The following is a 23,654-nucleotide window of genomic DNA, read 5'->3' as shown; positions in this document are numbered from 1 at the left end:
AGCCCTTTAGGGTCTGGTCAGTAACAAAGGCTTTCAGCCGCAGAACAAACCACCCGTTATCACGGGTGGTTTTGACTAATTTTTCTAAAGGTGTTGACAGAATGTAACACTAGATGTAAAGTGAACATGGCAATCCATATGTATCCTCGTTAGGTGAGGCTCCTGTATAGAGATATGCTACTGCCCAAAAATGTCCAAAGACGCCAATGGGTCAACAGGAACCATCGACATAAGGTGGTTTTTAATGTAGCTGGTATTTACCTATGCTGTACAGTGCTAAAGCTCTACGAATGGAGGGGTAATTACTGCTTGTACAACGCGTACATGTTGTATTTTCTATGCATTTTATGCACCTCCACGGTAAGTTGGAGGTGCTTTTTCATTTTAAAAAAACAAGGAGGTGGTGCGGGATGGATAGTATTCCCAATCCGAGGTCGAGTAAACAGGAATTGATCAACACGGAGAAAAGAGGAGGGTATTTGTTCTGCACCACTCATCTTATACAGAATAAATAGGCTCTTCTTCCGAAATGGAGGAGTCGAAATGAACCAATTATTAAAATTAAAACAAAAAAAAGATTATCAAAAACAAGTAATAAAATATATTACTGAACGTAATTTGAAAATGTTTCGTGAGACATTCCTTGAATTGCATCCGACAGACCAAGTAGAAGTTTTTAAAGAAATGGAACTGCCATTACAAAAACAATTGCTACTTTTTCTGACCCCCGAAGAGTTCTCGGATATTTTTCAAGGACTAGACTTAGAAGATCAATCTGAGGTTTTCACTCATATTGGCTTTCAATATGCTGTTGCCATGTTTAATTATATGTCTGCTGATGATGTTGCCGATTTCTTGCTTGAAATTGAAGTAGAAAATGCGGACGATATCCTTCAATCCATGGATCAAGAAGAAGCCAATAAAGTCATTGAGCTTATGACTTATGCACCGAGAACAGCCGGTGCGATTATGACGAAAGAATTCATTCGCATTTCAGTTGAGTCCACTGCAGCCCAAGTCATTGAAGAACTAAGAGAAACGGCAATGGATGCTGAGACAATTTACTATTTATATGTCGTCGATACAGAGGAACGCCTGGCTGGAGTTGTTTCCCTAAGAGATTTGATTATTGCGCAGCCCGATCAAACCATTGATGATATTATGAGCACACAAGTTGTTTCTGTACCGGTCAATGAAGATCAAGAAGAAGTAGCACGTTTGATTAAAGAATATGATTTTCTAGCGGTTCCTGTCATTGGGAAAGAAGGGAAGCTTGTCGGTATTATTACAGTCGATGATGTTATTGATGTACTAGAAGAAGAGACAGATGATGATTTCGGAGAATTTGCTGCTTCTAAAGGAGCCACAGACTTAAACTTAACGGCTTTTAGTGCCGCAAAAAAGCGTGCACCTTGGATTGTTCTATTAATGTTCTTCGGTATGATTACCGCTAACATCATCGGCCGCTTTGAGGAAACATTACAGCAAATTGTCATCCTCGCTGCATTTATGCCATTGATTATGGGAACGGCAGGTAACACAGGGACACAATCCTTAGCGGTTGCTGTCCGTGGATTGGCTACAGGGTCTGTAGAAAAAAACGGCGTTTGGCAAATTGTTAAAAGAGAATTAGGCACGGGTTTGATGCTAGGTGTTGTTTGTATGGTCGTCCTAACAGGGATTATTGGTGTTTTCTATCAAGGAAATTGGTTACTCGCCTTCATCGTCGGTGCGTCATTATTTTTAGCACTAAGTATGGCTGCAGTAATTGGTGCCGTTGTACCACTCATTATTAATCGCCTAAAAATTGATCCAGCAATCGCATCGGGTCCTTTTATTACAACATTAAATGATATTCTCAGCTTACTCATCTATTTCTCCATCGCAACGACCATGATGGATAAAATGATTTGAAAGAACCAACACTTCCATTTAAGAATGGAGGTGTTTTTTTATGGGGGAAATCCAAACAAAAACAAGGGGAGGATAATTGGGAAATGAGGGAAGGATAACTATATATCATTTTTGACCTGTTCCCGCATATCCGAAACGAGTCAAATTTTGCGTAGTGTCCAAATTTTTGGAGCGTTTACTACATAAACGAGTCAAATTCAGCGTTACCGCGGTTTTTTTGAGTGGTTTCCAGCAAGAGTGAGTCAGAATCTGGAGAAAGGTAAAAGATTTGACGCGTTTCGCTGTTAAACGAGTCAGGTTTTGCGTAGTGTCCAAATTTCCGGAGCGTTTACTACTTAAACAAGTCAAATTCAGCGTTACCGCGGTTTTTTTGAGTGGTTTCCAGCAAGAAAGAGTCAGAATCTGGAGAATGACAAAATATTTGACGCGTTTCCAACTATAACGATCCAAGCTTGTTCACATATTTTGATTCGATTTCCCTTAAACAATCTAACATTTCCGGCTGAGTACAAAATACGCCCCATACCCTCGACAGCTCGTTTATATATGCTACATCATTCTCCGAAAAATAAATGGTTATATAATATGAAGTTTCTTTTTTTTGAGATATATCCTGTTATCAGTTAAAATATAATTGAGAATGGGGAGTTGTTTACTGAAAAAGCTACCACTTGATTTCAGTTCCAGTCCATTATATAATTTTCTCATAAACTATAACGTAATAGTTTGTGATTTTCTTCAAAAGTTTCAACCTATAAACATAGGTTTTAAATAAAACTGAAACGTAATACTAAATATAGAAAGGGGGTTACTTCATTGGGAAGGCGTTATTGCGAATTGGTCAGGTGGCGAAATTGAGCGGTTTAACATCACGGACGATTGATTATTACACAAAAAAGAATTTATTGAGTGTCGAACGTTCCTCTTCAAACTACCGTCTTTATCCTGAGGATGTCCTGAATACGTTAGAAAGGATTAAAGCTTTGAAGAAAGAGAGATTATCAATTCTAGAGATTCAGAGAGTACTTCATACACAGGATAACCAAGGAGTAGACCCCATGGTGATAGAGGTCCAAGAGGAGATCAATCGTTTAAAAGGAAAGCTTGAGATCGTAGAACAGCGATATCAACAATGTTCCGAAATCGAAAAAAAGCGTGTGTTTCGCATACTTGAAAAAGAATTATCTGATTGTTTCAAACGATTGAATAAGTGTTAACTATTTTGGAGGTGAATCCCTCAGATAAGAGGGAAATAATTGGACATAATAACCATTACGAATTTAATAATGCTTGTAATTTTACTTGCTCTGACTGCATTTTTCGTTGCGTCTGAGTTCGCAGTAGTCAAACTCCGTATGTCGAGGATTGACCAGTTAATTGCTGAAGGAAATAAGAAAGCGGTCCTTGCCAAGAAAGTAGCAGCGGACCTGGATTATTATTTATCAGCATGTCAACTTGGTATTACGGTAACAGCCCTTGGTTTAGGTGCATTAGGTAAACCGGCTGTAAGTGCTGTGTTGTATCCTGTTTTTAGTTGGTTAAATATTTCTGCTACGATTGCTGATGTGGCTTCTTATGCAATTGCATTTGCATTAGTGACTTATTTACACGTCGTAGTCGGAGAGATGGCACCGAAAACATTAGCTATTCAATTTTCGGAAAAAGTGACGTTAATGCTTGCTCCTTCACTTTACTGGTTCGGTAAGATTATGTCGCCGTTTATCTTTACTTTAAATGGTGCATCACGTCTTTTATTGCGTATGTTTGGTGTCGCGCCAGCTCCGCAAGAGAAGGCATACACTGAGGAAGAATTAAAAATCGTTATGGCACAAAGTTTCCAAGGTGGAGAAATTGATCAAACCGAACTGAAGTATTTAGAGAACGTCTTTTCTTTTGACGAAAGAGTAGCAAAAGATATCATGGTTCCAAGAACAGATCTTGTGACAATTGATAAGGATATGACCCCAGATGAACTGATCGCCATTTTAGATGAACATAATTATACGCGTTATCCTGTTGTAGAAAATGGAGATAAAGACCGTATTATTGGTGTTGTAAATGCGAAGAAAATGCTCAGTCACATTGTGAGTGGCAGGGAAGTAAAGTTAGAGCAATATATGCGTGATGTTCCATTTGTTGTGGAAGTAACAAGTATACAAGATGCGCTGTTGAAAATGCAGCAAGAACAAGTCCATATGACTGTTGTGATGGATGAGTACGGCGGAACTTCTGGTGTTTTAACGATGGAGGATGTACTTGAAGAATTAGTTGGCGAAATTCGCGATGAGTTTGATGAGGATGAAGTAGCGGATATCCGTCCTGCAGGAGAACAAAAGTATATCATCAATGGACGTGTGTTGTTGACAGATTTGGAAGACCGTTTTGGCCTAACATTTGAAGATAGTGAAGATATCGACACAATTGCTGGTTGGATTCAATATAAAAACCTTGAAGTAGTAGAGCAGGGTGACGAGGTTCATCACGATAATCATGTGTGGGAAGTGGCAGAAATGGATAATTATCAAATTAAACAAGTCATGTTCCATCAATATTTAGAAGATCAAATAGTAGAGGAAACCCCTCAATCATCGTAATCATCTTGGAGGTGAATCCCTCAGGAAGAGGGAAATAATTGGACAGTATAATCATATTAAACTTGTTTTTAGTTGCTTTATTTATTTTGTTTACGGCGTTTTTCGTAGGTGCCGAGTTTGCTATATTGAAAGTGCGTATGTCTAGACTCGATCAATTGATCGCAGAAGGTAATAAAAAAGCAGTACTTGCTAAAAAAGTAGCTCATAATCTTGACTATTATTTATCTGCCTGTCAATTAGGTATTACCATTACAGCGCTTGTTTTAGGTGCTTTAGGTGAACCAACTGTACAGAAGATTTTAGAACCTTTGTTTATTGAATTTGAAGTATCAGCCGCTGTAGCGACAATACTTTCATATATTATCTCACTGACCATTGTCTCGTTTTTACACGTCGTTATTGGTGAACTTGCACCAAAAACATTAGCGATTCAATATGCAGAAAAAATGACACTTCTACTGGCGCCAGCTTTATATTGGTTTGGGCGCATTATGAAGCCAGTTATTAGTTTATTAAATGGTTCCGCAACGTTTATTTTAAGAAGATTTGGTGTAGAGCCAGCTGGTCATGATACAGTGCACTCGGAAGAAGAGTTGAAGTTAATTGTGACACAAAGTTATGAAGGTGGAGAAATCAACCAAACAGAACTTGCTTATTTGGAGAACATCTTTGCCTTTGATGGTCGTCAATTAAAAGATATTATGATTCCGAAAGAAGAAATGATTACACTGCAGAAGAATCAGTCATTGGATAGTATGTTAAATGTCATCGATGAACATGAATTTACAAGATATCCTGTGACATCTAAGACGAAGGAATACATCGGATTCATTAATACGAAGGAAATGTTAACGAGTTTAGCTGCAGGACGTAAGGAAGATTTTAAAGAATTTATGCATGATATTCCAAGCTATAAAGAAACGATCTCCATTAAAGAGGTTTTCTTGAAAATGCAGCAAACACGTACACATATGGCCCTTGTGACAAATAATCAAGGCAAAACAGTCGGATTAGTAACAATGGAGGACATTCTTTCTGAAATTGTTGGTGAAATTAAAGATGAATCGGACGGCAATGAAGTGTACGCTTAACAGAAAAGATTGACAGCTATCCCAAGCTTATATAAACTGAGAAAAGTAAATAAATAGACTGGAAGATATCCAGAAGAGGTTCATAGCTTTAAACCCTCTATAAAAAACTATGGATGCATGAAAAAAACCATGTCCATATTCGGGCGTGGTTTTTTTGTTTCTTAGTTGACAGATGGTTTTAGCTCCCTGAACGAAATCGATTCAAGGAGGCTTTTTTTATGTCAGGAAGAAAAGAAGAACAAGGATTAACCGATTTAACTTTATTAGGTAATCAACAGACCCAATACCCATCAGATTACGCACCAGAAGTACTTGAGGCTGTGGATAGCTTACATAGCGGCAGAGATTATTTTGTCAAATTTAATTGTCCAGAATTCACGAGTCTTTGCCCCATTACAGGCCAACCGGATTTTGCCACGATGTATATCTCTTACATCCCTGATGAAAAAATTGTAGAAAGTAAATCATTGAAGCTGTATCTCTTTAGCTTTAGAAATCATGGCGACTTTCACGAGGACTGTGTCAATATTATTATGAATGACCTCATTAATTTATTGAATCCCCGTTATATTGAAGTCTGGGGGAAATTCACGCCTCGTGGTGGCATAAGTATTGATCCATGGTGCAATTACGGCCGACCTGAAACGAAATATGAAAAGATGGCAGAGCATCGGTTAATGAACCATGATCTCTATCCAGAAAAAGTGGATAATCGATGATTCTATATCTAAACGGCATCTATGTGGGTTTGCTTATATTAGCCAATATTGTTGCGGTGAAATTATTCAGTCTTGGCGATTTAGCGATTCTCCCAGCAGCAGTAGTCGTTTTTATTTTTACGTACCCAATCATTGATATTATCGTCGAGTTATATGGGAAAGAAGCTGGTAAACAAACGGTGAAGGCAGGTCTTATCACACAAATATTGGCGATTATCTTTATTATGATTACTATCCAGTTGCCTACTGCACCCGTATTCGGGGAACAGGCATCATTTCAGGCGATTTTAGGTGGCAGCTTTCGTGTAATACTCGCAAGTCTTGTGTCTTATTTCATCAGCCAGCATATCGTTGTTTATGTTTTTCATAAGCTAAAGATGCGTCATGGAAAGAAGAAGCTATGGTTCAGAAATAATATGTCTGTGATGATTAGTCAAATTGTCGACACATCGATATTTATTACGATTGCTTTTTACGGAACGATTCCAACTTCAGCATTATTGGGATTAATTCTCTCACAATATCTATTTAAATTTATTGCTTCTATTTGTATCACACCGCTTGTTTATTTAGTTGTGCATATGATTCGTAAGCGTGAGTTACTCATGGAAAAAGCGTAATTCAATGAAAAATTGGAGTCTTGCTTCCTTTTATTTGGAGCAAGGCTTTTTTATACCGTGCAAAATTTAGGGTACAGACTTAGGTAGTTATCGATTTGTACAAAGAAAAAGGCGTTAATTATGTAGATATCACTTCTTATCTTTCAGCAATCGTACCCAATAGTTTAAAGAGCTAGGTATTTTCGCCTTTGCACCACCTTCTCTAAATGAAAATAATATGATGAGGAGGAGGGGAAACCTTATGGAAAGAGGAAAATACGGAAAAGAAACAAAATGTGAGGAGATTTTATTTAGTTTTCCTAAGCAAAAGCAGAATAGACAGCCAGGGATGGAATACGAAATGGTCCCAAGACCTATATATGATAATCCGCAATATAGAGGTACAGGCAAGCTAAAGGATAGAGTAGTAATTGTAACTGGTGGCGATAGTGGGATAGGGAGAGCAGCTGCGGTCGCTTTTGCGAAAGAAGGAGCGAATGTAGTCATTGCCTATTATGATGAACATCGCGACGCAGAAGAGACGAAACAGGCAATCGCTTATTATGGCGGGAAATGTCTTCTTATCCCAGGTGATCAAAGAGAGGAAGCGCATTGTCAACGAATTGTGGCAGAGACCATCCAAACCTTTGGCAGCTGCGATGTGCTTGTGAATAATATCGCTGTACAGTATTTGCAAGATGAATTGACAAATATTAGCTCAGATCAGTGGAACGTAACCTTTGATGTGAATATTCGGTCGTATTATTATATGACAAAAGCAGCCATGCCTCATTTGAAAGATGGGGCCAGTATTATTAACACAACCTCAATTAATGCTTATATCGGTAGAAAAGATCTCATTGATTATTCAGCAACAAAAGGCGCAATTGTCAGCTTCACACGAGCGCTAGCTAATAATGTTGTAGATAAAGGCATTCGTGTCAATGCCGTTGCACCGGGGCCAATTTGGACGGCACTCCAACCTGCAAGCCAATCCCCGGAACAAATCCAAACATTCGGACTCGATGTCCCAATGAAAAGAGCAGGGCAACCGTATGAATTAGCACCCGTTTATGTCCTTTTAGCATCTGATGATGGCTCTTACATCACAGGTCAAACCATCCACGTTAACGGGGGAGATTTTGTTGGCTCCTAATAAAAAAGCCGAGCGACTTTAACTAAAAGTGCTCGGCGATTTTTAAGAGCTTTTCTGTCCAGCTAACTTCCCATTTAAAAATTCAATCGTTTCAGCAACCGTCTGCTTATAAGCAACTGCCTCGTGAAGCTGAAAAATCGCTCGGCTTTCCACATCAAGTATTTCCTCAAATGAAATCGTTCCAAATAAATTCTTAAAGGGATGCTCTTTTTTATAGCGCTTTATCCCTTTCTTTATATCTTCTGCATGAATTTCATTGATGATAAAAAAAGGAAATTGTAGCTCCTTTTCATTCATAATCTCGTGAAGCGTTGCACGTTGCAGATCATTCCACTCGGCATCGAGTATTTCTACTGTCAAATTTACGTTATCTAGGTCTGCAAGTGGATATGCAATTTGGTTATCGTGTGTTTCCCGGCTTAATGATTCATCAGTGTAGCAGGCAACTGCATAAGTTTGAATCGGTGATTTTTTTAGGCTTTTTAAATTGAACATACCTTCCATTATTAGCTCAGTCCTTTATACAGGGTGTTGCCCTTTTGTTCTTCTGACGACATCTAAAATATCATTTATTAGTGATTCACCGAAAGCTTGTTTTGCTTCTAAAAACTCTTGACCATTATGTTGTATCATCTTTAAAGTCCAATTATAAGAGGGTGAACTTAACACATGTAATCCTTCGATATTCCATTGCTTCTCTTGGTTATAAAACATTATTAGTCGATTCGTATGAATCTTTCGTTGAATGGATCTCCTGAAATGTTGAATAACGGAAGAATCATTACGATAACCATTATAGGTCGCCAAGTCAGATAAGTTATGTATTTTATCGTGCTTACAATACAATTGATAATCTTTAGGATGAACAAGAATTTTTTCTGAATCTCGTGTTGGTAGAGGCGTTATCCCCCTCAACATTTTTGGCAGTATAATATGTTGCCAAGTCCATTCCGGTGTATCATGGACATAAATCTGATAGTCGTCCTCATCAGTTACTCTTAAACATTGGATAACTTGTTTTTCTCCAAAATAAAATAAAGAGTGATCCTCCTCATCTGTCAATGTTTCTACAACGACATTTGTTCTCGCAATAATCCACATTGTATGAATAAAAGAGGGGTCAAAAGATAATTCCCCATCGATCAGGTCCACTAAATTCATTTCTCGAAGTTTTTTAAACGTAAACTCCCACTCTATATCCATCTCAGCATCCGTGTAATTTAAGAAGGGATTAGCAATGCCAATGAGTGTTTTCGCATCTAAGATTTTCATTAGCAGACATAGATCTTTCGTAGACAAGGTAGTATACATGAGTTAGGCACCTCCGCTACAAATATTTTTGGTTTCTTTCTGATTTCGGTAAGCCAAATTCAGGGTAAATTTCTTTTACAATGTCTTTATGCTTCTTTATATAAAAATATTTATGTATGTTTGTACTAAAATAGGCTGTGAGTATAGAGAGTAGACCAAATAAAAATACATAAATAAGCATACGGATAGAGTAGTCATAAATAAAAGTGAGAATTAATTGACCGATCACATAACCTATACCAGATGCTGCAACAATAGGTGAAATATTTATGTTATTCCCTTTTGTTTGTAGCTTTCTATATGTGCCCGTTTCAATCATTTTGATATTCCCAAATTGTATACCAAAAATAAGAGCTAAAAAGAGTATAAATCCTATTATAAAGGTGATTGTATGACTACCTCCCAGTATGTGTGCACCTAATAATTTTTGAATATTAAGGAAAATGATGTATGTATTAACAATTCCGTATACGCCAAAGAATAAATAGTAAGAGTGCTCATATTTATAAGGATCGAAAATATAGAGTATTGCCCATAAATGAATAAAGATAATGGGTATGATACCGGCTATGAAATATCCATATGAAAAAGGCTCTGATATGAGGGGAATAATGCCTATAAAATCCAAGAATATCAGAAAGAAAACAATAATATTCCCTCTATTTTCCTTCGGTGATTGAAATATTAGATAAGAGAGGATATCTCCGTCGATTTCTTGATGTTTTTGCATTGTTTACACCTCTTAATTTTATTTAAACCATGAACCGATTTTATCAATAAGTCCTGTAGTCCCTTTCTTTAATGCATCACCAACAGAATCAAGTTTGCCATCTCCGTCAACATCCATAAATTTAAAATCACTTGCCATAGTTGTGACGATGATACCTGCAAGTGCCCCAAAAACTGCACCTGTAGCTACTCCGATTGGGCCGCCGAGAGCCCCAGCTGCTGTACCGACTTTTGCCCCGGCAGCAGCGGCAGCAGCCATGGACATACCAGCAACAGCAACGTCTCCAACAATATTACCAGTAATCTCACTTTCAGATTGATTGTTTTGCACACCGTGCGTAATATTTCCTACTACCGTAGCGCCTAGACCAATGTAGCCTAATTTGTTACTAGCCCATTTAAAGGAATCTTTCACTGCAGCAGCCGGATTGATCATTTTATACAATCTAGGATGATTTTTTAATTCTGCCCCGCTATAAGTTTGTTTTTTTAAATTAGCCAATTCAGGCTTATCAATTTTAACTACAGGCTTTCTAACTTTTTGAGCAGTCACTCGATGAGTATACTTTATACCAAACCCTTGTCTAGCCAAATTCACCTTTTTAGCTGCTGCTAAAGCTGTTGTAGACGTAGCAAATAGGTTGGCTCCTGCATTTATAGGCTGATCTTTCCATTGTTCAAAGTTTAGTCCCAAAGTTGGCGTTGGATCCCATTCCATATTTAAATGATTAGGGTCTGTTGCATCAACAGCATAGCACATGGCACGTGGATGATTATAAAAAGATTGCGTATTAGAAGGGTTATTATTCATTGTTGTGCTTGTCATCGGATAGTGAACATTAGGATTATATGTATCTACTGATAGTGTACCATTATTAAATAGTGTCTGTATGTCATTTACATAGTTTTTCATCATTTGTACATTTTGATCTAGAGAATCGATTGTAGATTGTTGTTGTTGGTCAAATTGATTTAACTTTTCAATTGTTTGTTCAACATGGTTTTGTGAGGTGCGGACATCAGTGTTGAACTGTTGATCATCTAGTCTAGGCAAACTGACGATATCTTGGACTGAACTCATGGTTTGGTTCGCTTCGTTTGTTAGATCAGTAGTCGTGTTTCTTACTGCGTTTAATCCATTCTCCACATCATTCTGTAAAAAATGTTGCTTGATGAATCCATTTTGAGATGACTCCATTGCACTTAGGTCGCTCTTTATCGTTTGTAAATTGGATTTGTAATCATCTATAAATTGTTGAAAGAAAGCGATAAAGGGTTGATGCATATCTTGATAGAATAAGCGGATTGCCTGCCCGCCACTTCCTTTTAAGGAATCGGTAAGTGAACTGATATTTAAAATGGATGTTTCTATTTGACTTAGTTGTTCATTATAAACTTGAAGTTTATCTATTGTTTGGGAAAGACCATTATTAAATGTTAACGCATCTAACGTCTTCATATAATTTATACACCTTCCTCTACCTCATTTTTATGTAGGATGAAATTTGTTCATCTGCTTCTGATAAGAATGCTACAGATTGACGGGTGGATTGCTCGTTTTGTAGTAAAAGTGTTTTATATGTTTCAGTCACTTGGATAATCACTTGATTAAGTTGATTTAATCTATCTACTGTTGTTAACACATTATTTTGACCGATATCTGCAGGAAGGGAGGATTTTAGGGCATTAGCTGAGGTTTGTAATTTTGCTAATGCTTCTTCCACATCCCCTTTTATTAGTTTAATTTCTGTACTCATATTGCACCTCTCAATTTTATATCTTATTTTTGGTTTTTAGCGCGCTCTTGCGCTTCTAGATAAGATATCGTCTGTTGGATCGACTGAATTTCGCTTTGAAGGTTTTGTATCTTATTTTGCAAAGAATTAAAGACTTGATTGAATTGATTTCCTTGTATGTCATCGTAGCTAGAAAGCATGCTTTCTCTCTTTTGTTCAAATTCATTCGCGTTTTGACCATGCCATGTATGTGGTGTGAGTTCTGGTTGTAACACCGTTCTACGAAAGTGGGAAAATTCTTGCTGTGTACCTTCTAATTGCCCGTTACAAGTATGTAATCGAGCTAGCTCATTTTTTTTCTGTTGTAATAAGGCAGTATAGTAACTGATAGACATGTAATCACCTCAATTTTAATGACGAAAATATTAATCTTATAAAAACCACAGGGTAAATGTGATTAGAAAATTCACTGAATTAGTCACCCCTTTACTATATCATGGGAGAAATTGAACATAATGATGTAAAATACTTATTTTAGGAGATAGTCGATAGGAAAAATGAACTGTTTTTATTAAATGTGTAAAAAATCAACATAATGTGCAATATAACCTCATTAATAAAGGTGAATATAAAAAAATTTGGTCGTTTTTTTCATTACCTATTCCTTTAAAAAGAAAATATACAGAATAAAAGTGTAAATATACAAACAGAGATGATGTTAATTGCTATATCCATTTTTAGAGATATTAAACCTTTTCCTGTTAAAAAAATCAAATAATATGGTTTATAATCCCAATCCTAATGGGAAAAGATGGATGAAATAAGATTAGAAGGTAGGGTATATATTATACTTGAATGTATGTTCTTGATGATAGAATGATAATAAAAATGAGTCCATAGAGTGACATATCACGAGTTTAAAAGTAAATGAATTTTGTTGAAACAGATTTTTCATCCTTCTTAAGTATCTACAACAGAAAGCCAAATAAAACAAAAGTACTGTAGAGAAAAATCAGGAAAAAGCTATTCTAAGTTGAATATAGAAATAAACTTTGCCGCTTAACTTAAAAGAAATCCTTTTCTAATTTTAAAAAAGTCTATAAAATTATTTACATCAGTGAAAATAAAGATAGGAATAAAAGGAAGTGGTACAACGGATAACATACTACGGTTCTTAACGGGAATGATGAGTAACTTGTGAGCAAGCAAAGAAATATGAAGGTCCTTTACCATGTTGTTACATAATTATGGTAAACTTTGTAAATGGTGATAAAATGAATGTAGGAAAATAGATATAGGTTATTGGCTTTTTTATTGCTTTGTAAGCAAAATGAATGATAAGAATAGTAGTTAATTATTACTGTTTTTCAATTTTTTACTAGATATTGATTGACCTTATTATTGTGTATTTTTACAATTAAAATAACTTTGAGAAAAGGAGATGTTTTTTTATGTCAGGAATTATTCGTGTTACCCCAGCAGAATTAGAGGCTATGTCCGCCCGCTATAATAATGAAAGTTCACAGGTAGAAGATCAATTGTCTAGATTAGATAGAATGATTGATGAATTACAAAGTATGTGGGAAGGGGAGTCTAGCCGAGCTTTTGCTGATCAATATGTGGCACTAAGACCTTCTATTGTTGATATGCAGCGTTTATTAACTGAAGTATCTGTACAATTGAAAAATACTGGTCATGCTCTTGCGGATGCAGATAGCCAAATCGCTAGCCAAATTAGAAGTTAATTTTTCCTTAATAGTAGAGCGCCTTCCTAAAGGTAGAGGCGCTCTTTATCTGTATAAATGAGGTGTGTGTATGTACATAGAAGTGACGATTGATTTAAAGAACTATAATAAAGAACTGTTTGATTTAAGACTATCTAACTATCATACTGTGAAGAATCTTGTACATATTGTTTGGCAAGCTCAATCAATTAAAGAACAGCCAAGAGAAGGATATTGGTTAATGGTTTCGAATAAAAAAATGGTTGTTCCTGGAGAGAAGAAATTGGTTGATTGTGGAATAACAAATGGGGATCGTCTCGAAATTTTGTAAGGGAGCTAAGGAAATGTCACAAGAAAAGCAGACCTATTTAGAAGAACAGCTAGGTGCAGAATATAAAGTAAATGAAGACAAAATCAGTATTATTTTTCAAAAAGAAAAGATTAAATTAGATGATGAATCCGAAATTGCCATGCTGAATGAAGTTGGTTCATCAATAGAAAAGCAAATCATCTTCACAGAGGACGAATTGATCCTCGAGTTTCATAAACCTTCAAATTTAAAAACCTTTTCCCAATTAAAGAAATCCGATGAAAGAAGTCGGATGATTTTTGCTGCCCAATTAATTAAAAAAGTGAAATCTCATCGTTTTACTAGACTTCATTTATTCATTTGTCCAGATAATCTATTGATTGACGAGAGCCTCACGCCACATTTTCTTCATTATGGGGTGAAAGAGAGTCTTCCTCCCTATGAAAATGAACCTAAAGAGCAATTAAATGCTCTAAAAGCAACCATTGCTGCAGCAGTTGATGGAAAATATCAATTTAAGCAGTATTTGCAGTTTAATCAAACGATTGATTTAACCCCCTTAGCAGCTGATATTGTTGCAGCTGAGAGTGTGGATGAACTATTGCTTTATATACAAACAAAAATAAAACAACTAGAGAAAAATGACAAGCAATTCTTAAAAGTAGAAAAGAAAAAGTGGAAGGGTATGAAGTATACCGTTATTGGTCTAAGTGTTATACTCATCCCGCTTATTGTCTTTTCCCTATATACCGCTTTTATCACTCAACCAAAACAAAATGCTTATATTAAAAGCCAAGAATCCTTTCTAAAAGATGATTATAGTCAGGTCATTAATACTTTGTCAGGTTACGATGTCCCTGATATGCCAAGAGTGACACAATACCAGTTAGCGCATGCTTATCTCGTGAATGAATCCCTTAGCGAGTCACAAAGAAAGAACATTCTAAATACGCTTACTTTACAAGCGGATCAACGTTATAGCCAGTATTGGATCTATATCGGCAGAGGAGAACCGGAGGAAGCGTTAAAAATTAGTCGTGAGTTGGAAGATTATGATTTAATCATGTATGCATTGATTCATTTTGAAGAAGCGGTTAAAGCGGATCAAAAATTGGATGAAGAAGAGAAACAACAGCAATTAAATGATATTCAAAACGAAAAGGAAGAATATGAACGAAATATGGAAGAGCAAGAAGAAGGTTCGTTATTAAATAATGAAGAAGAGGCTCAAGAGACATCAACGGAAGAGGAAACAACTGAAGAGCCACCTGTAGAAGAAAAAGAGCAGCCTCAACAAAAAAAGAAAGATGATGAAAGCAAGGAATAGTTGGAACGGAGGTGATTGTATTGTTGAAAAAAACGTTATGGCTATTTTACGGAAGCCATTATCAATCATTGGATTTAGAAAAGGTACAATCAGAATATATATCGATAGGAAATAGCTTAAAGGATTCAATCACCCTTACGCAATTTCCTTCTGATCAAGAAGCATTACGATTAAAAGTAGCAAGTGACGGGATAACAATTTTTCAAAATGATGAAGAAATTGGCCATTTATCAGCTGATAACACTATAGCAGAATTGACTGTTTATCAGATGAATTTACGATTTGTCATCACGACGAATCATTTTCAATCAGCTACTTATTACATAGGTGATGTGAATGAAATTACTTTATCGAATGAACAAGAAAAGGCGGATATAAGATTTAAAAAAGAGGCCAACAGTAAAGCTTATACTTTTACACTATTTAAGCGGGAAAATGCGTGGATGGTTGAAGATGGCGAGAAGACGGTCTATAAAAATGGAGAATGGCTAGAAGTTAGCGGTGCTGCTGCTGAAGGAGAATGGCTTTTTGTTCCTTTTTTGATGGTGCGTTTCATCGAGAGTGATGTGATAGAAGTAGCCGGATTAACAGCTGTTGAATCGACATTACCTTTGATGGCCCTACCTGAATCGGAAATGAAAAAGAAATATCCTACCTATAGAAGGACGCCGAGAATGATTTACGAAGCACCAGACGACAAGGTGCGTTTATCTTTTCCTTCGCAAGAGGCAGATGATTCTAATCGAGGCTTATGGTTGATTATTTTGCCACCGCTCGTCATGTTGATAGTGATGGGGGTCGTTGCCCTTATTCAACCGAGAGGGATATTTATCATCATTACGATGGTGATGTTTATGACCACATTAATTACTTCTTCTGTACAGTATTTTAAAGATAAAAGTAATCGAAAAAGAAAAAAAGCAAGGCGTTATAAAGTATATACCAATTATTTGGAGACGAAGAGAAAGGAGCTTCATGATTTATCTGAAAAACAAAGACATTATCTAACCTTCCACTTTCCTTCCTTTGAACGAATGAAATACTTAACAGGAGAAATATCTGATCGCATCTGGGAGCGCACGTTAGAGAGCGAAGATTTTCTACAGTTTCGTTTAGGTATTGGTAGAGTGGAATCGAGTTATGACGTGGATTTGAACGCAAGTGATATGGCGAATAGAGAAATGGATGAACTAGTCGAACAATCGCAAGCATTAGAGAAAGTATATAGCCATATTGAAGATGTACCGGTTGTAGCAAGCTTATCAGAAGGCCCAATCGGCTTAATTGGTAAAGCATCCGTGATGAAAAAAGAAATCCATCAAATGATTGGCCAATTATCTTTCTTTCACAGTTACCATGATATTCGGTTTGTGTTCATTTTTAATGAGTCTGAGTATAAAGAATGGGAATGGGTGAAATGGTTACCTCATTTTAGACTCCCCCATATGCACGCACGAGGGCTTATTTATAATGAACAAACGAGAGATCAATTATTATCTTCTATTTATGAAATTATTCGAGAGCGTGACTTGGAAGAGGATAAGGAGAAAATAAGGTTTTCTCCGCATCTTGTTTTTGTCATTACGAATCAACAATTAATTTCTGATCATGTCATACTGGAGTATTTAGAAGGTAATCATCAGCATTTAGGTTTTTCAGTTATTTTTGCAGCGGAGTCGAAAGAAAATTTAACAGATAATATTTATACCCTTGTCCGCTATATAAACGCGCAAGAAGGGGATATTCTTATCCAAAAGAAAAAAGCAGTCACCATTCCTTTTCGACTCGATGATCATCAGCAAAATAGCAATGAAATTTATGCAAGGTGGTTGAGAACACTCGATCATCAAACAGGGATGACCAATTCAATTCCACAAAGTGTTTCGTTCTTAGAGATGATGAATGTGAATGATGTGGATCAATTATCGATAACAGATAATTGGTTGACGAGGGAATCTGCTAAATCTTTAGCTGTTCCGGTTGGATTGAAAGGGAAAAATGATTATGTTTACTTGAATCTACATGAGAAAGCCCATGGACCACACGGATTACTTGCCGGTACAACGGGGTCAGGGAAAAGTGAATTTCTCCAATCTTATATTTTGTCGTTAGCCGTTCATTTTCATCCGCATGAGGTGGCCTTCTTATTAATTGACTATAAAGGTGGGGGGATGGCCCAACCATTTAAGAATATGCCTCATTTGTTAGGAACCATTACAAATATTGAAGGAAGTAAGAACTTTAGTGCAAGGGCATTGGCTTCTATCAGAAGTGAATTGAAGAGGAGACAGCGCTTGTTTGATCAATACCAAGTCAATCATATAAATGATTATACGCGCCTTTATAAAAAACAAAAAATCAAGGAACCATTGCCACACTTGTTTCTCATATCAGATGAGTTTGCTGAGCTAAAAAGTGAAGAACCTGAATTTATTAGAGAACTAGTCAGTGCGGCACGTATTGGTAGAAGTCTTGGTGTCCATTTAATTTTAGCGACGCAAAAGCCAGGTGGAGTCATTGATGAACAAATTTGGAGTAATGCCCGATTTAAAGTGGCTCTTAAAGTCCAAGATGCCAATGATAGCAAAGAAATCTTGAAAAACGCTGACGCAGCTTCCATCACCACTACTGGTAGAGGGTATTTACAGGTAGGCAATAATGAGGTATATGAACTATTTCAATCTGCTTGGAGTGGGGCACCGTATATGGAAGATCATTCCGAGGTAGAAGATGAGATTGCGATTGTTACCGATTTAGGATTATCACCGTTATCTGATATTTCCGCTAGTGAGAAAGTGAAAAAGGATAGTGTGACTGAAATAGAAGCAGTAGTGAATAGAATTGAAGAAATTCAACAAGAGTTACATATTCAGAAATTAAGTAGTCCATGGCTTCCACCATTAAAAGAAAGAATGATTAGAGAAGAATTTTCATCGGATGTACAGTCACAAATTCATTTTGCACTTGTGGATGAGCCGGAAAAACAAAGCCAGTATCCTTATTCTTATCATGTGATGGACGGTGGCAATATCGGCGTATTTGGTTCCTCCGGATATGGAAAATCCTATACAGTTCTAACATTACTAATGAGTATGGCAGAAAGGTACAATCCGGAAGAATTACATTATTATTTAATGGATTTTGGCAATGGAACACTACTCCCATTAAGACAACTTCCGCATACAGCTGACTTTTTCTCAATGGACGATGAAAGAAAAATTGAAAAGTTTATGAAGATGCTGAAGAGCGAGATTGCCAAACGTAAGCAGCTTCTACAAGCTTATGAAGTAAGCAATATTAAAATGTACAATCAGATGAGTGAAGAAAAACTGCCGATGATTTATGTTACGGTTGAGAATTTTGATTTTATTAAAGAAGAAATGCAAGATTTAGAACCATTGATCAATCAATTTGTACGTGACGGTCAATCATTGGGCATTTATATGATACTAACAGCTACCCGAATTACATCTATTCGCCAAGCCGTGATGAATAACTTGAAAATGAAGGTTGTCCACTATTTACTCGACCAAAGTGAGGCATTCTCGATTCTTGGTAGAACAGAATTCAGCCCAGAACCTATTCCGGGAAGAGCGATTATTAAACGAGAAGATGCCCAATTCACACAAGTGTTCTTACCAGCTAACGGCAAGGATGATATGGAAGTATTAGAGAACATAAGGATGCAAGTGAGCGAAATCAAAGAGAAAAATGCGCATTATCAGGCACCAGCTGCGATTCCGATGCTTCCAAATGACTTAACGGAAGTAAACTTTAAAAATTATTTACAAGGCTCTATACCAACATGGTTGATTCCGATTGGTTTAGATGAAGAGTTTGTCCACCCTGTAAATGTGAACTTCGAAACCATGAAGCATTGTATTGTCATGGGCCAAGGACAGAAAGGGAAAACCAATGTCCTAAAGGTCTTATTGAATGCATTATTAGATCGAGAAGTGGATGGATTAGCTATTTTCGATTCATTTGATCGATCATTAGCCAATTATGCTGACGATGATAAGGTTAGCTATATTGAAACGAAAGAACAAATTACGGATTGGCTAACATCTATCGAGGCGGTTCTTAAAGAAAGAGAAGTTGAATATGTAGCAGCCGTCCAATCAGGACAACTAAATATACAATTTACGCCTATTTCACTTGTTGTCGATGGATATGCGAGATTCTCTCAAACATTAGATAGCTTACTGCAAGATCGCATGGCAAAATTGATTCGCAACTATAGTCATTTAGGATTCAATTTAATTGTTGCAGGAAGTAGTAATGATGTTTCGAAAGGATATGATTCATTAACAACTGAGGTGAAACAAATTCGCCAGGGAATTTTATTAATGAAGAAATCTGATCAGACTTTGTTCACTCTTCCTTACGATAGAAAAGAAGTAGATATTCAAGCAGGTTTCGGTTATTACGTTACAAATGGTAAGGAAATAAAAATGAAAATACCATTATGTCAAACAGAAAGGAAGGTGTACTCGTGACTGGCAAAGTAGGATATATTGTAAAAATGCTTATCGTGATGGTTTTAGTTCTAGGTACGCCAATCATATTTTTCAGTTCTATTGGTGATAACCCTCTAACTGTTCGCACGAATGAAACAAGAAATATAGCCATTGTAAATGAGGATATTGGCGCGGAAAAAGGTGAGGGTGAAATATCTTTTGGTAATGAAGTCACTTCCGTTTTATCTTCTGACTCGTCCTTTGATTGGACAGTATTAAGTAGAAGTGCAGCTGTCAATGGACTAAAAAATAAACAATATGATGCGATTATGTACATCCCATCAGATTTTTCTAGTAATATCTTAACTTATGAAAACTTAACGCCTGTGAAGGCTGAATTTCAATTTACCATACAGGATCAGTTAAATGCTGTAAATAGAGAAAGTGTCCTACGGGAAATCGATAATGCGACAGCACGTGTGAATTCCAGTATTTCTACACTTTACTGGAGCTATGTTTCACAAGATTTAGAAGGCGTAAGAAGTAAGTTTGATGGCATTCTTGAGAAGGAAATCGCCTTTCAAAATACGATGTATGCTTTTTACGCTCCTAGTTCTGAAACGTTAGCGACAGAGATTGAACGGCAAAAAAGCATGTTAGAGGGGATTCAATCCTCGTTGGCTTCTAATGAGGAAATGACGACATCTAACACAGATCAAGTACAACAATTTGAACAATCTTTAAGTGCATTTGTTGAATACGTAGAGCAATATAAACAATATCAAACAGAACAACAAGAATTATTACAGCAATTGCAAAATGATAGCATGGGTATGGTAACAGCAGCTATTAATGAGCAAAACCCTCGCTATATGGAATTACGTAATTATTTGAAAGAGCAAAGCGATGAATTATCGAAAAACTTTGGTGTATTAGGCACAAGAATGTCTGATAACAATCAAACGATGGCGGAATTATCCGCTTATCGAATTGAACAAGTAGCGAAACAAAGAGATGCATTTTTGGCACAGCGAAGCAATGAAGAAAACAGCCAACAAAGTAATCTTATTCAGCGTCTATCGGAATTAAAGGGACAACTTTCTGATGGATCGCAAGAGGATCCTACGCTTCCAGAAGAGCCAGTAGAGGAAGTCCCGGATACCGAAGAAACCCCTGAGAATCCTGGCGAGGGAGAAGGGGAACTACCTGGTGAAGAACAGTCTATTGACACAGAACGAGCCAAGCTTGCTGAAGTCGCTGCAACAATCAATGAAGTTCAGGCGAGCTTAGTGGGTGTTAATGACCCTCCGGTGGAGCAAATCACGCTAGCTATTGAGTCTTTAGATGCTTTAACAGGAGAAATCAATACAGTTAATGAAAACTTAAGAATAATTGGTGAACGGGAAAATCCTTTAGAAGGTACAGTTGAAGAATTAAGAACACAAGTCGCACAACTTCAACAGCAAGTAGTAGACTTGCAGACACGTAATCAAGAATTGACAGAGAAGTTCAGAGAGCAATATTTAGACCTCTTTAGGAATCGTTTAAAACCTGTACTAGATGAAATTGAGAAGAAAGAGGCACAAATCATACAATCTAGTCATCTTTCTGAAGGTCAAAGAGGGCAATTGCAAGGCCTATTTTCACGTGAAATAGTTAATAAAAATCCAGAAGTGGTAATGAATTATCATGCTACTCTTGTGAAATTTGAAAATGCGATCAATAGCAGCCTGAGAAACGACAAAAATTATCAAGCGTTTATGACACAGCTTAATCAAGTGCTCGGTATAAAAGAAGAAGAGCAGGCGATATTGGATGAATTATTATTAGAAATGCCAGAAGCAAATGAAAGACTTACCGTATTAAAAGAGGAAACGGCTACTTTCTTTGATGGCTACCAAAATAATATGCAAACAGTGCAGGATAAAATTAATGAGGAACTTGGCTCTATTCAAGAAAGTGCAGACAGTGTGATGCAAAAAATGCTGTCGGTAATTGGAGAAGCACCGGTACAAGGAAATGAAGCGCTTGGTGGTGTTTCATTAGTAAACAATCAGCAATCGATTAGTGAAGGCTTACTGACAATGAGTGATGCCATTAATACGATTGGAGAGAGCCAAAGCAATGTTGTGTCGTATACCGATGAGTTACATGGGAAAGTGGAAAGCGTACAACAGGATGCGAACCATTTAAATGAAAAATGGTCAGAGAATGTAGAGACAACACAAATGTATCGCGATGATATTTTCTCTGTACTCGGAAATACATTCGTTGATGGACAGAAGAACGGTCAAGTGTATCAATATTTAGCCAATCCATTACAAGCCAATGGGGAAGTTGCAGCTAAACAAGAAGAGAAGAAAGTACCTCCTGTCGTTGTACTCGTCATTGTGTTAATTAGTAGTCTCTTAATCGGTTACTTTAGCTATTACTTTACGCATTCACCAAAATCTGTACGTGCAGCGATGTTTATTTTATTAAACTTAGTCGTTGGTCTTATCATTAGCATGTACGGCATGGATATCTATCCTTTAGCTGAGCAAGGAGCTATTCAATGGACGATATTTACGACACTACTATTAACAGCAACTGCTTTAGTTGTAACGATTAGTTTTTCTATTAGTCGATTAGTTGGTTGGTTAGCAAGTGTTGGTTTGGTCATCTTCTTTATCAGTCCATTATTGGCACTAATCGCGCCGAATATTGGCTATGAAGACCCAATGTCCAGTGTGTATTTGTCCATTCAATACGGACCAGATACATTATTTATCCCAGCGGTGTTATTGCTAACATCCATTATCGTCTTACTTGCTTGTATTCCTTTAGTGATTCAGTACTTTAAAAATAGAGATAAAACAAATGATGATGTGGAAAATAATGAAGCTTCTTAAAGCAACAATAATTGTTTGCATTCTGACGATCACCTGTAGCGTTCAAGATGCCACCGCATCACCTAATATTGATTCGTTAGTACCTAATTCTTATGAAAAACAAGAATTCAACGACAATAAAGACCTGCTGAGAAATGGCGAGACAAAGGAAACGAAACAAATCTCTGAGGAGAAGCAAGCATTAACTTTTGAAGAACGTAGTATCAATGATAATGAGAATTTAGTTGATACTCTGTTCTCTAATGTATCAGAGCCAAGAAAAACAGTGGCTCTCCAAGCAGAACAATATCAGTTATTCTCAGATGAAGCCTCTTCCGTTGCTACTATCCAACCAGAAGGTGAGGACGAAGATGGTGGATTACGTTTGCAAACAGTTTATCTCATCATTCTCGCCATTGCTATTATTACGATCCTAGCATTACTCGTACCTAAAATGGCACAAGGTCAACCATCCTCTAAATAGAGGATGGTTGACTATTATAAGTAGAAAGCAAATGAAAAAACCAACAAAATAGACCGCCAAGTCACGTTTTAAAAAGAAAGAACATTTCGACTGACGATGGTACGGTTTTATTTGAAAATAATCTGCGGGGTGAAATATAATGAAGGTATTAGACGCAGAAGAACTACATACAGACATTGAAAATACGTTAAGTGGCTTGCGACGTTTAAACAACCAGCTGGCAAAGACGGAAGAAAGTATTCTCTCACTTACAAGTTTAGAAGAGGAACTAAAAGGAGACGGAGGAAAATCAATTCGGGCGTTTTACAAGGATGTGCACCTTCCTTTCCTTCAATCAATGAAGGCAATGATCGAACACTATGAAACAACCTTAAGAGCGCTTACCCAATCACTTCGATCTCTAGATTCATCCAGTCGCGCACTTATAAGAGAGAGTTTCTTAGAACACGACCTATCCCAAAGCATCAGAAGAACAGAAAACATCACAAGCGACTTAACAGACGAAGGCAACCGCACCATCCAATCAGTCGGTGATATCGTCTCCTTGCCGCGGTTGGATGATAACCGTTTACACCAACATGCCGAGTCGGCCAACAATCAAATCAAACAAACCGTGGAAAGATTACATCA

The 23,654-nt window shown here is 36.9% G+C and carries 20 protein-coding genes and 2 riboswitches; of the genes, 14 read left to right on the top strand and 6 right to left on the bottom strand.

The features are described 5' to 3' along the window. Positions 1-138 precede the first annotated feature (138 nt). Positions 139-303, top strand: a riboswitch (M-box (ykoK) riboswitch). A 240-nt stretch (positions 304-543) separates the two neighbouring features. From mgtE to H9655_RS21900, 7 genes are all read left to right on the top strand, one after another. Next, positions 544-1,914 carry a magnesium transporter gene (gene mgtE, locus H9655_RS21930; RefSeq protein ID WP_191817358.1) on the top strand — a complete coding sequence of 457 codons (1,371 nt, stop codon included), beginning with the start codon at positions 544-546 and terminating at the stop codon, positions 1,912-1,914. Positions 1,915-2,759: 845 nt separating this feature from the next. Then, positions 2,760-3,131, top strand: a complete 372-nt coding sequence (locus tag H9655_RS21925) for a MerR family transcriptional regulator (protein ID WP_318245532.1) — start codon at positions 2,760-2,762, stop codon at positions 3,129-3,131. A gap of 39 nt (positions 3,132-3,170) precedes the next feature. Further along, entirely contained in the window at positions 3,171-4,508 is a 1,338-nt protein-coding gene (locus tag H9655_RS21920; RefSeq protein ID WP_191817356.1) for a hemolysin family protein, read from the top strand. Positions 4,509-4,546: 38 nt separating this feature from the next. Continuing rightward, positions 4,547-5,599, top strand: a complete 1,053-nt coding sequence (locus H9655_RS21915) for a hemolysin family protein (RefSeq protein ID WP_191817355.1) — start codon at positions 4,547-4,549, stop codon at positions 5,597-5,599. 69 nt (positions 5,600-5,668) lie between these two features. Continuing rightward, positions 5,669-5,716: riboswitch (PreQ1 riboswitch) on the top strand. 101 nt (positions 5,717-5,817) lie between these two features. Next, on the top strand, positions 5,818-6,318 hold the full coding sequence (gene queF / locus H9655_RS21910) for a preQ(1) synthase (RefSeq protein WP_191817354.1): 501 nt from the start codon (positions 5,818-5,820) through the stop codon (positions 6,316-6,318). Then, positions 6,315-6,938 (top strand): queuosine precursor transporter, encoded by a 624-nt coding sequence (locus tag H9655_RS21905; RefSeq protein ID WP_191817353.1) that lies wholly within the window; start codon positions 6,315-6,317, stop codon positions 6,936-6,938. The genes queF and H9655_RS21905 overlap by 4 nt, the downstream gene beginning before the upstream one ends. A gap of 241 nt (positions 6,939-7,179) precedes the next feature. Further along, positions 7,180-8,073 (top strand): SDR family oxidoreductase, encoded by an 894-nt coding sequence (locus H9655_RS21900; protein ID WP_191817352.1) that lies wholly within the window; start codon positions 7,180-7,182, stop codon positions 8,071-8,073. Positions 8,074-8,115: 42 nt separating this feature from the next. On the opposite strand, the gene H9655_RS21895 is transcribed toward H9655_RS21900, so the two are convergent. From H9655_RS21895 to H9655_RS21870, 6 genes are read right to left on the bottom strand one after another with little or no spacing between them, the layout of a single operon-like run. Beyond that, complete coding sequence (locus tag H9655_RS21895) at positions 8,116-8,568, bottom strand: hypothetical protein (RefSeq protein ID WP_225230814.1); 453 nt, start codon at positions 8,566-8,568, stop codon at positions 8,116-8,118. A 24-nt stretch (positions 8,569-8,592) separates the two neighbouring features. Further along, positions 8,593-9,345 (bottom strand): hypothetical protein, encoded by a 753-nt coding sequence (locus tag H9655_RS21890; protein WP_225230813.1) that lies wholly within the window; start codon positions 9,343-9,345, stop codon positions 8,593-8,595. Positions 9,346-9,400: 55 nt separating this feature from the next. After that, positions 9,401-10,114, bottom strand: a complete 714-nt coding sequence (locus tag H9655_RS21885) for a hypothetical protein (protein WP_191817349.1) — start codon at positions 10,112-10,114, stop codon at positions 9,401-9,403. Between the two features lie 18 nt (positions 10,115-10,132). Beyond that, a complete protein-coding gene (locus H9655_RS21880; protein ID WP_191817348.1) occupies positions 10,133-11,572 on the bottom strand; it encodes a ribonuclease YeeF family protein in 1,440 nt (479 codons plus the stop codon). 19 nt (positions 11,573-11,591) lie between these two features. Further along, positions 11,592-11,870: a YwqI/YxiC family protein gene (locus H9655_RS21875; RefSeq protein ID WP_191817347.1), complete on the bottom strand. Its 279-nt coding sequence runs from the start codon at positions 11,868-11,870 to the stop codon at positions 11,592-11,594. A 23-nt stretch (positions 11,871-11,893) separates the two neighbouring features. After that, positions 11,894-12,244 carry a YwqH-like family protein gene (locus H9655_RS21870; protein WP_191817346.1) on the bottom strand — a complete coding sequence of 117 codons (351 nt, stop codon included), beginning with the start codon at positions 12,242-12,244 and terminating at the stop codon, positions 11,894-11,896. Between the two features lie 1,056 nt (positions 12,245-13,300). Between H9655_RS21870 and H9655_RS21865 the strand changes: the two genes are divergently transcribed. The 7 genes from H9655_RS21865 to H9655_RS21835 all read left to right on the top strand — a co-directional run. Next, positions 13,301-13,594, top strand: a complete 294-nt coding sequence (locus H9655_RS21865; RefSeq protein WP_095370753.1) for a WXG100 family type VII secretion target — start codon at positions 13,301-13,303, stop codon at positions 13,592-13,594. A gap of 70 nt (positions 13,595-13,664) precedes the next feature. Then, a complete protein-coding gene (locus H9655_RS21860; RefSeq protein ID WP_191817345.1) occupies positions 13,665-13,904 on the top strand; it encodes an EsaB/YukD family protein in 240 nt (79 codons plus the stop codon). Between the two features lie 13 nt (positions 13,905-13,917). Next, on the top strand, positions 13,918-15,210 hold the full coding sequence (gene essB, locus H9655_RS21855) for a type VII secretion protein EssB (protein WP_191817344.1): 1,293 nt from the start codon (positions 13,918-13,920) through the stop codon (positions 15,208-15,210). Between the two features lie 23 nt (positions 15,211-15,233). Beyond that, on the top strand, positions 15,234-19,709 hold the full coding sequence (gene essC, locus H9655_RS21850) for a type VII secretion protein EssC (protein ID WP_191817343.1): 4,476 nt from the start codon (positions 15,234-15,236) through the stop codon (positions 19,707-19,709). Next, positions 19,706-22,561 (top strand): type VII secretion protein EsaA, encoded by a 2,856-nt coding sequence (gene esaA / locus H9655_RS21845; RefSeq protein WP_191817342.1) that lies wholly within the window; start codon positions 19,706-19,708, stop codon positions 22,559-22,561. Before essC ends, esaA begins: the two co-directional genes overlap by 4 nt. Then, the gene (essA, locus tag H9655_RS21840; protein ID WP_191817341.1) at positions 22,548-23,024 is read left to right on the top strand and encodes a type VII secretion protein EssA; all 477 of its coding nucleotides are present in this window, start codon (positions 22,548-22,550) and stop codon (positions 23,022-23,024) included. Before esaA ends, essA begins: the two co-directional genes overlap by 14 nt. Before the next feature lie 139 nt (positions 23,025-23,163). Continuing rightward, positions 23,164-23,654 (top strand): LXG domain-containing protein (locus tag H9655_RS21835; RefSeq protein WP_191817340.1); only part of this gene is annotated, 491 nt, incomplete at its 3' end.

Origin of the sequence: Cytobacillus stercorigallinarum (assembly GCF_014836495.1) — a bacterium.
Classification (GTDB): domain Bacteria; phylum Bacillota; class Bacilli; order Bacillales; family Cytobacillaceae; genus Cytobacillus; species Cytobacillus stercorigallinarum.
The sequence above is the reverse complement of the archived record's forward strand: the minus strand, read 5'-3'. Positions and strand labels throughout refer to the sequence as shown.

Excerpts from the sequence above, each read along its gene's own strand:
- mgtE (WP_191817358.1), top strand. The coding sequence starts at position 544 with ATGAACCAATTATTAAAATTAAAACAAAAAAAAGATTATCAAAAACAA.
- queF (WP_191817354.1), top strand. The coding sequence starts at position 5,818 with ATGTCAGGAAGAAAAGAAGAACAAGGATTAACCGATTTAACTTTATTA.
- H9655_RS21905 (WP_191817353.1), top strand. The coding sequence starts at position 6,315 with ATGATTCTATATCTAAACGGCATCTATGTGGGTTTGCTTATATTAGCC.
- H9655_RS21900 (WP_191817352.1), top strand. The coding sequence starts at position 7,180 with ATGGAAAGAGGAAAATACGGAAAAGAAACAAAATGTGAGGAGATTTTA.
- H9655_RS21895 (WP_225230814.1), bottom strand. The coding sequence starts at position 8,568 with ATGTTCAATTTAAAAAGCCTAAAAAAATCACCGATTCAAACTTATGCA.
- H9655_RS21890 (WP_225230813.1), bottom strand. The coding sequence starts at position 9,345 with ATGAAAATCTTAGATGCGAAAACACTCATTGGCATTGCTAATCCCTTC.
- H9655_RS21885 (WP_191817349.1), bottom strand. The coding sequence starts at position 10,114 with ATGCAAAAACATCAAGAAATCGACGGAGATATCCTCTCTTATCTAATA.
- H9655_RS21880 (WP_191817348.1), bottom strand. The coding sequence starts at position 11,572 with ATGAAGACGTTAGATGCGTTAACATTTAATAATGGTCTTTCCCAAACA.
- H9655_RS21875 (WP_191817347.1), bottom strand. The coding sequence starts at position 11,870 with ATGAGTACAGAAATTAAACTAATAAAAGGGGATGTGGAAGAAGCATTA.
- H9655_RS21870 (WP_191817346.1), bottom strand. The coding sequence starts at position 12,244 with ATGTCTATCAGTTACTATACTGCCTTATTACAACAGAAAAAAAATGAG.
- H9655_RS21865 (WP_095370753.1), top strand. The coding sequence starts at position 13,301 with ATGTCAGGAATTATTCGTGTTACCCCAGCAGAATTAGAGGCTATGTCC.
- H9655_RS21860 (WP_191817345.1), top strand. The coding sequence starts at position 13,665 with ATGTACATAGAAGTGACGATTGATTTAAAGAACTATAATAAAGAACTG.
- essB (WP_191817344.1), top strand. The coding sequence starts at position 13,918 with ATGTCACAAGAAAAGCAGACCTATTTAGAAGAACAGCTAGGTGCAGAA.
- essA (WP_191817341.1), top strand. The coding sequence starts at position 22,548 with ATGAAGCTTCTTAAAGCAACAATAATTGTTTGCATTCTGACGATCACC.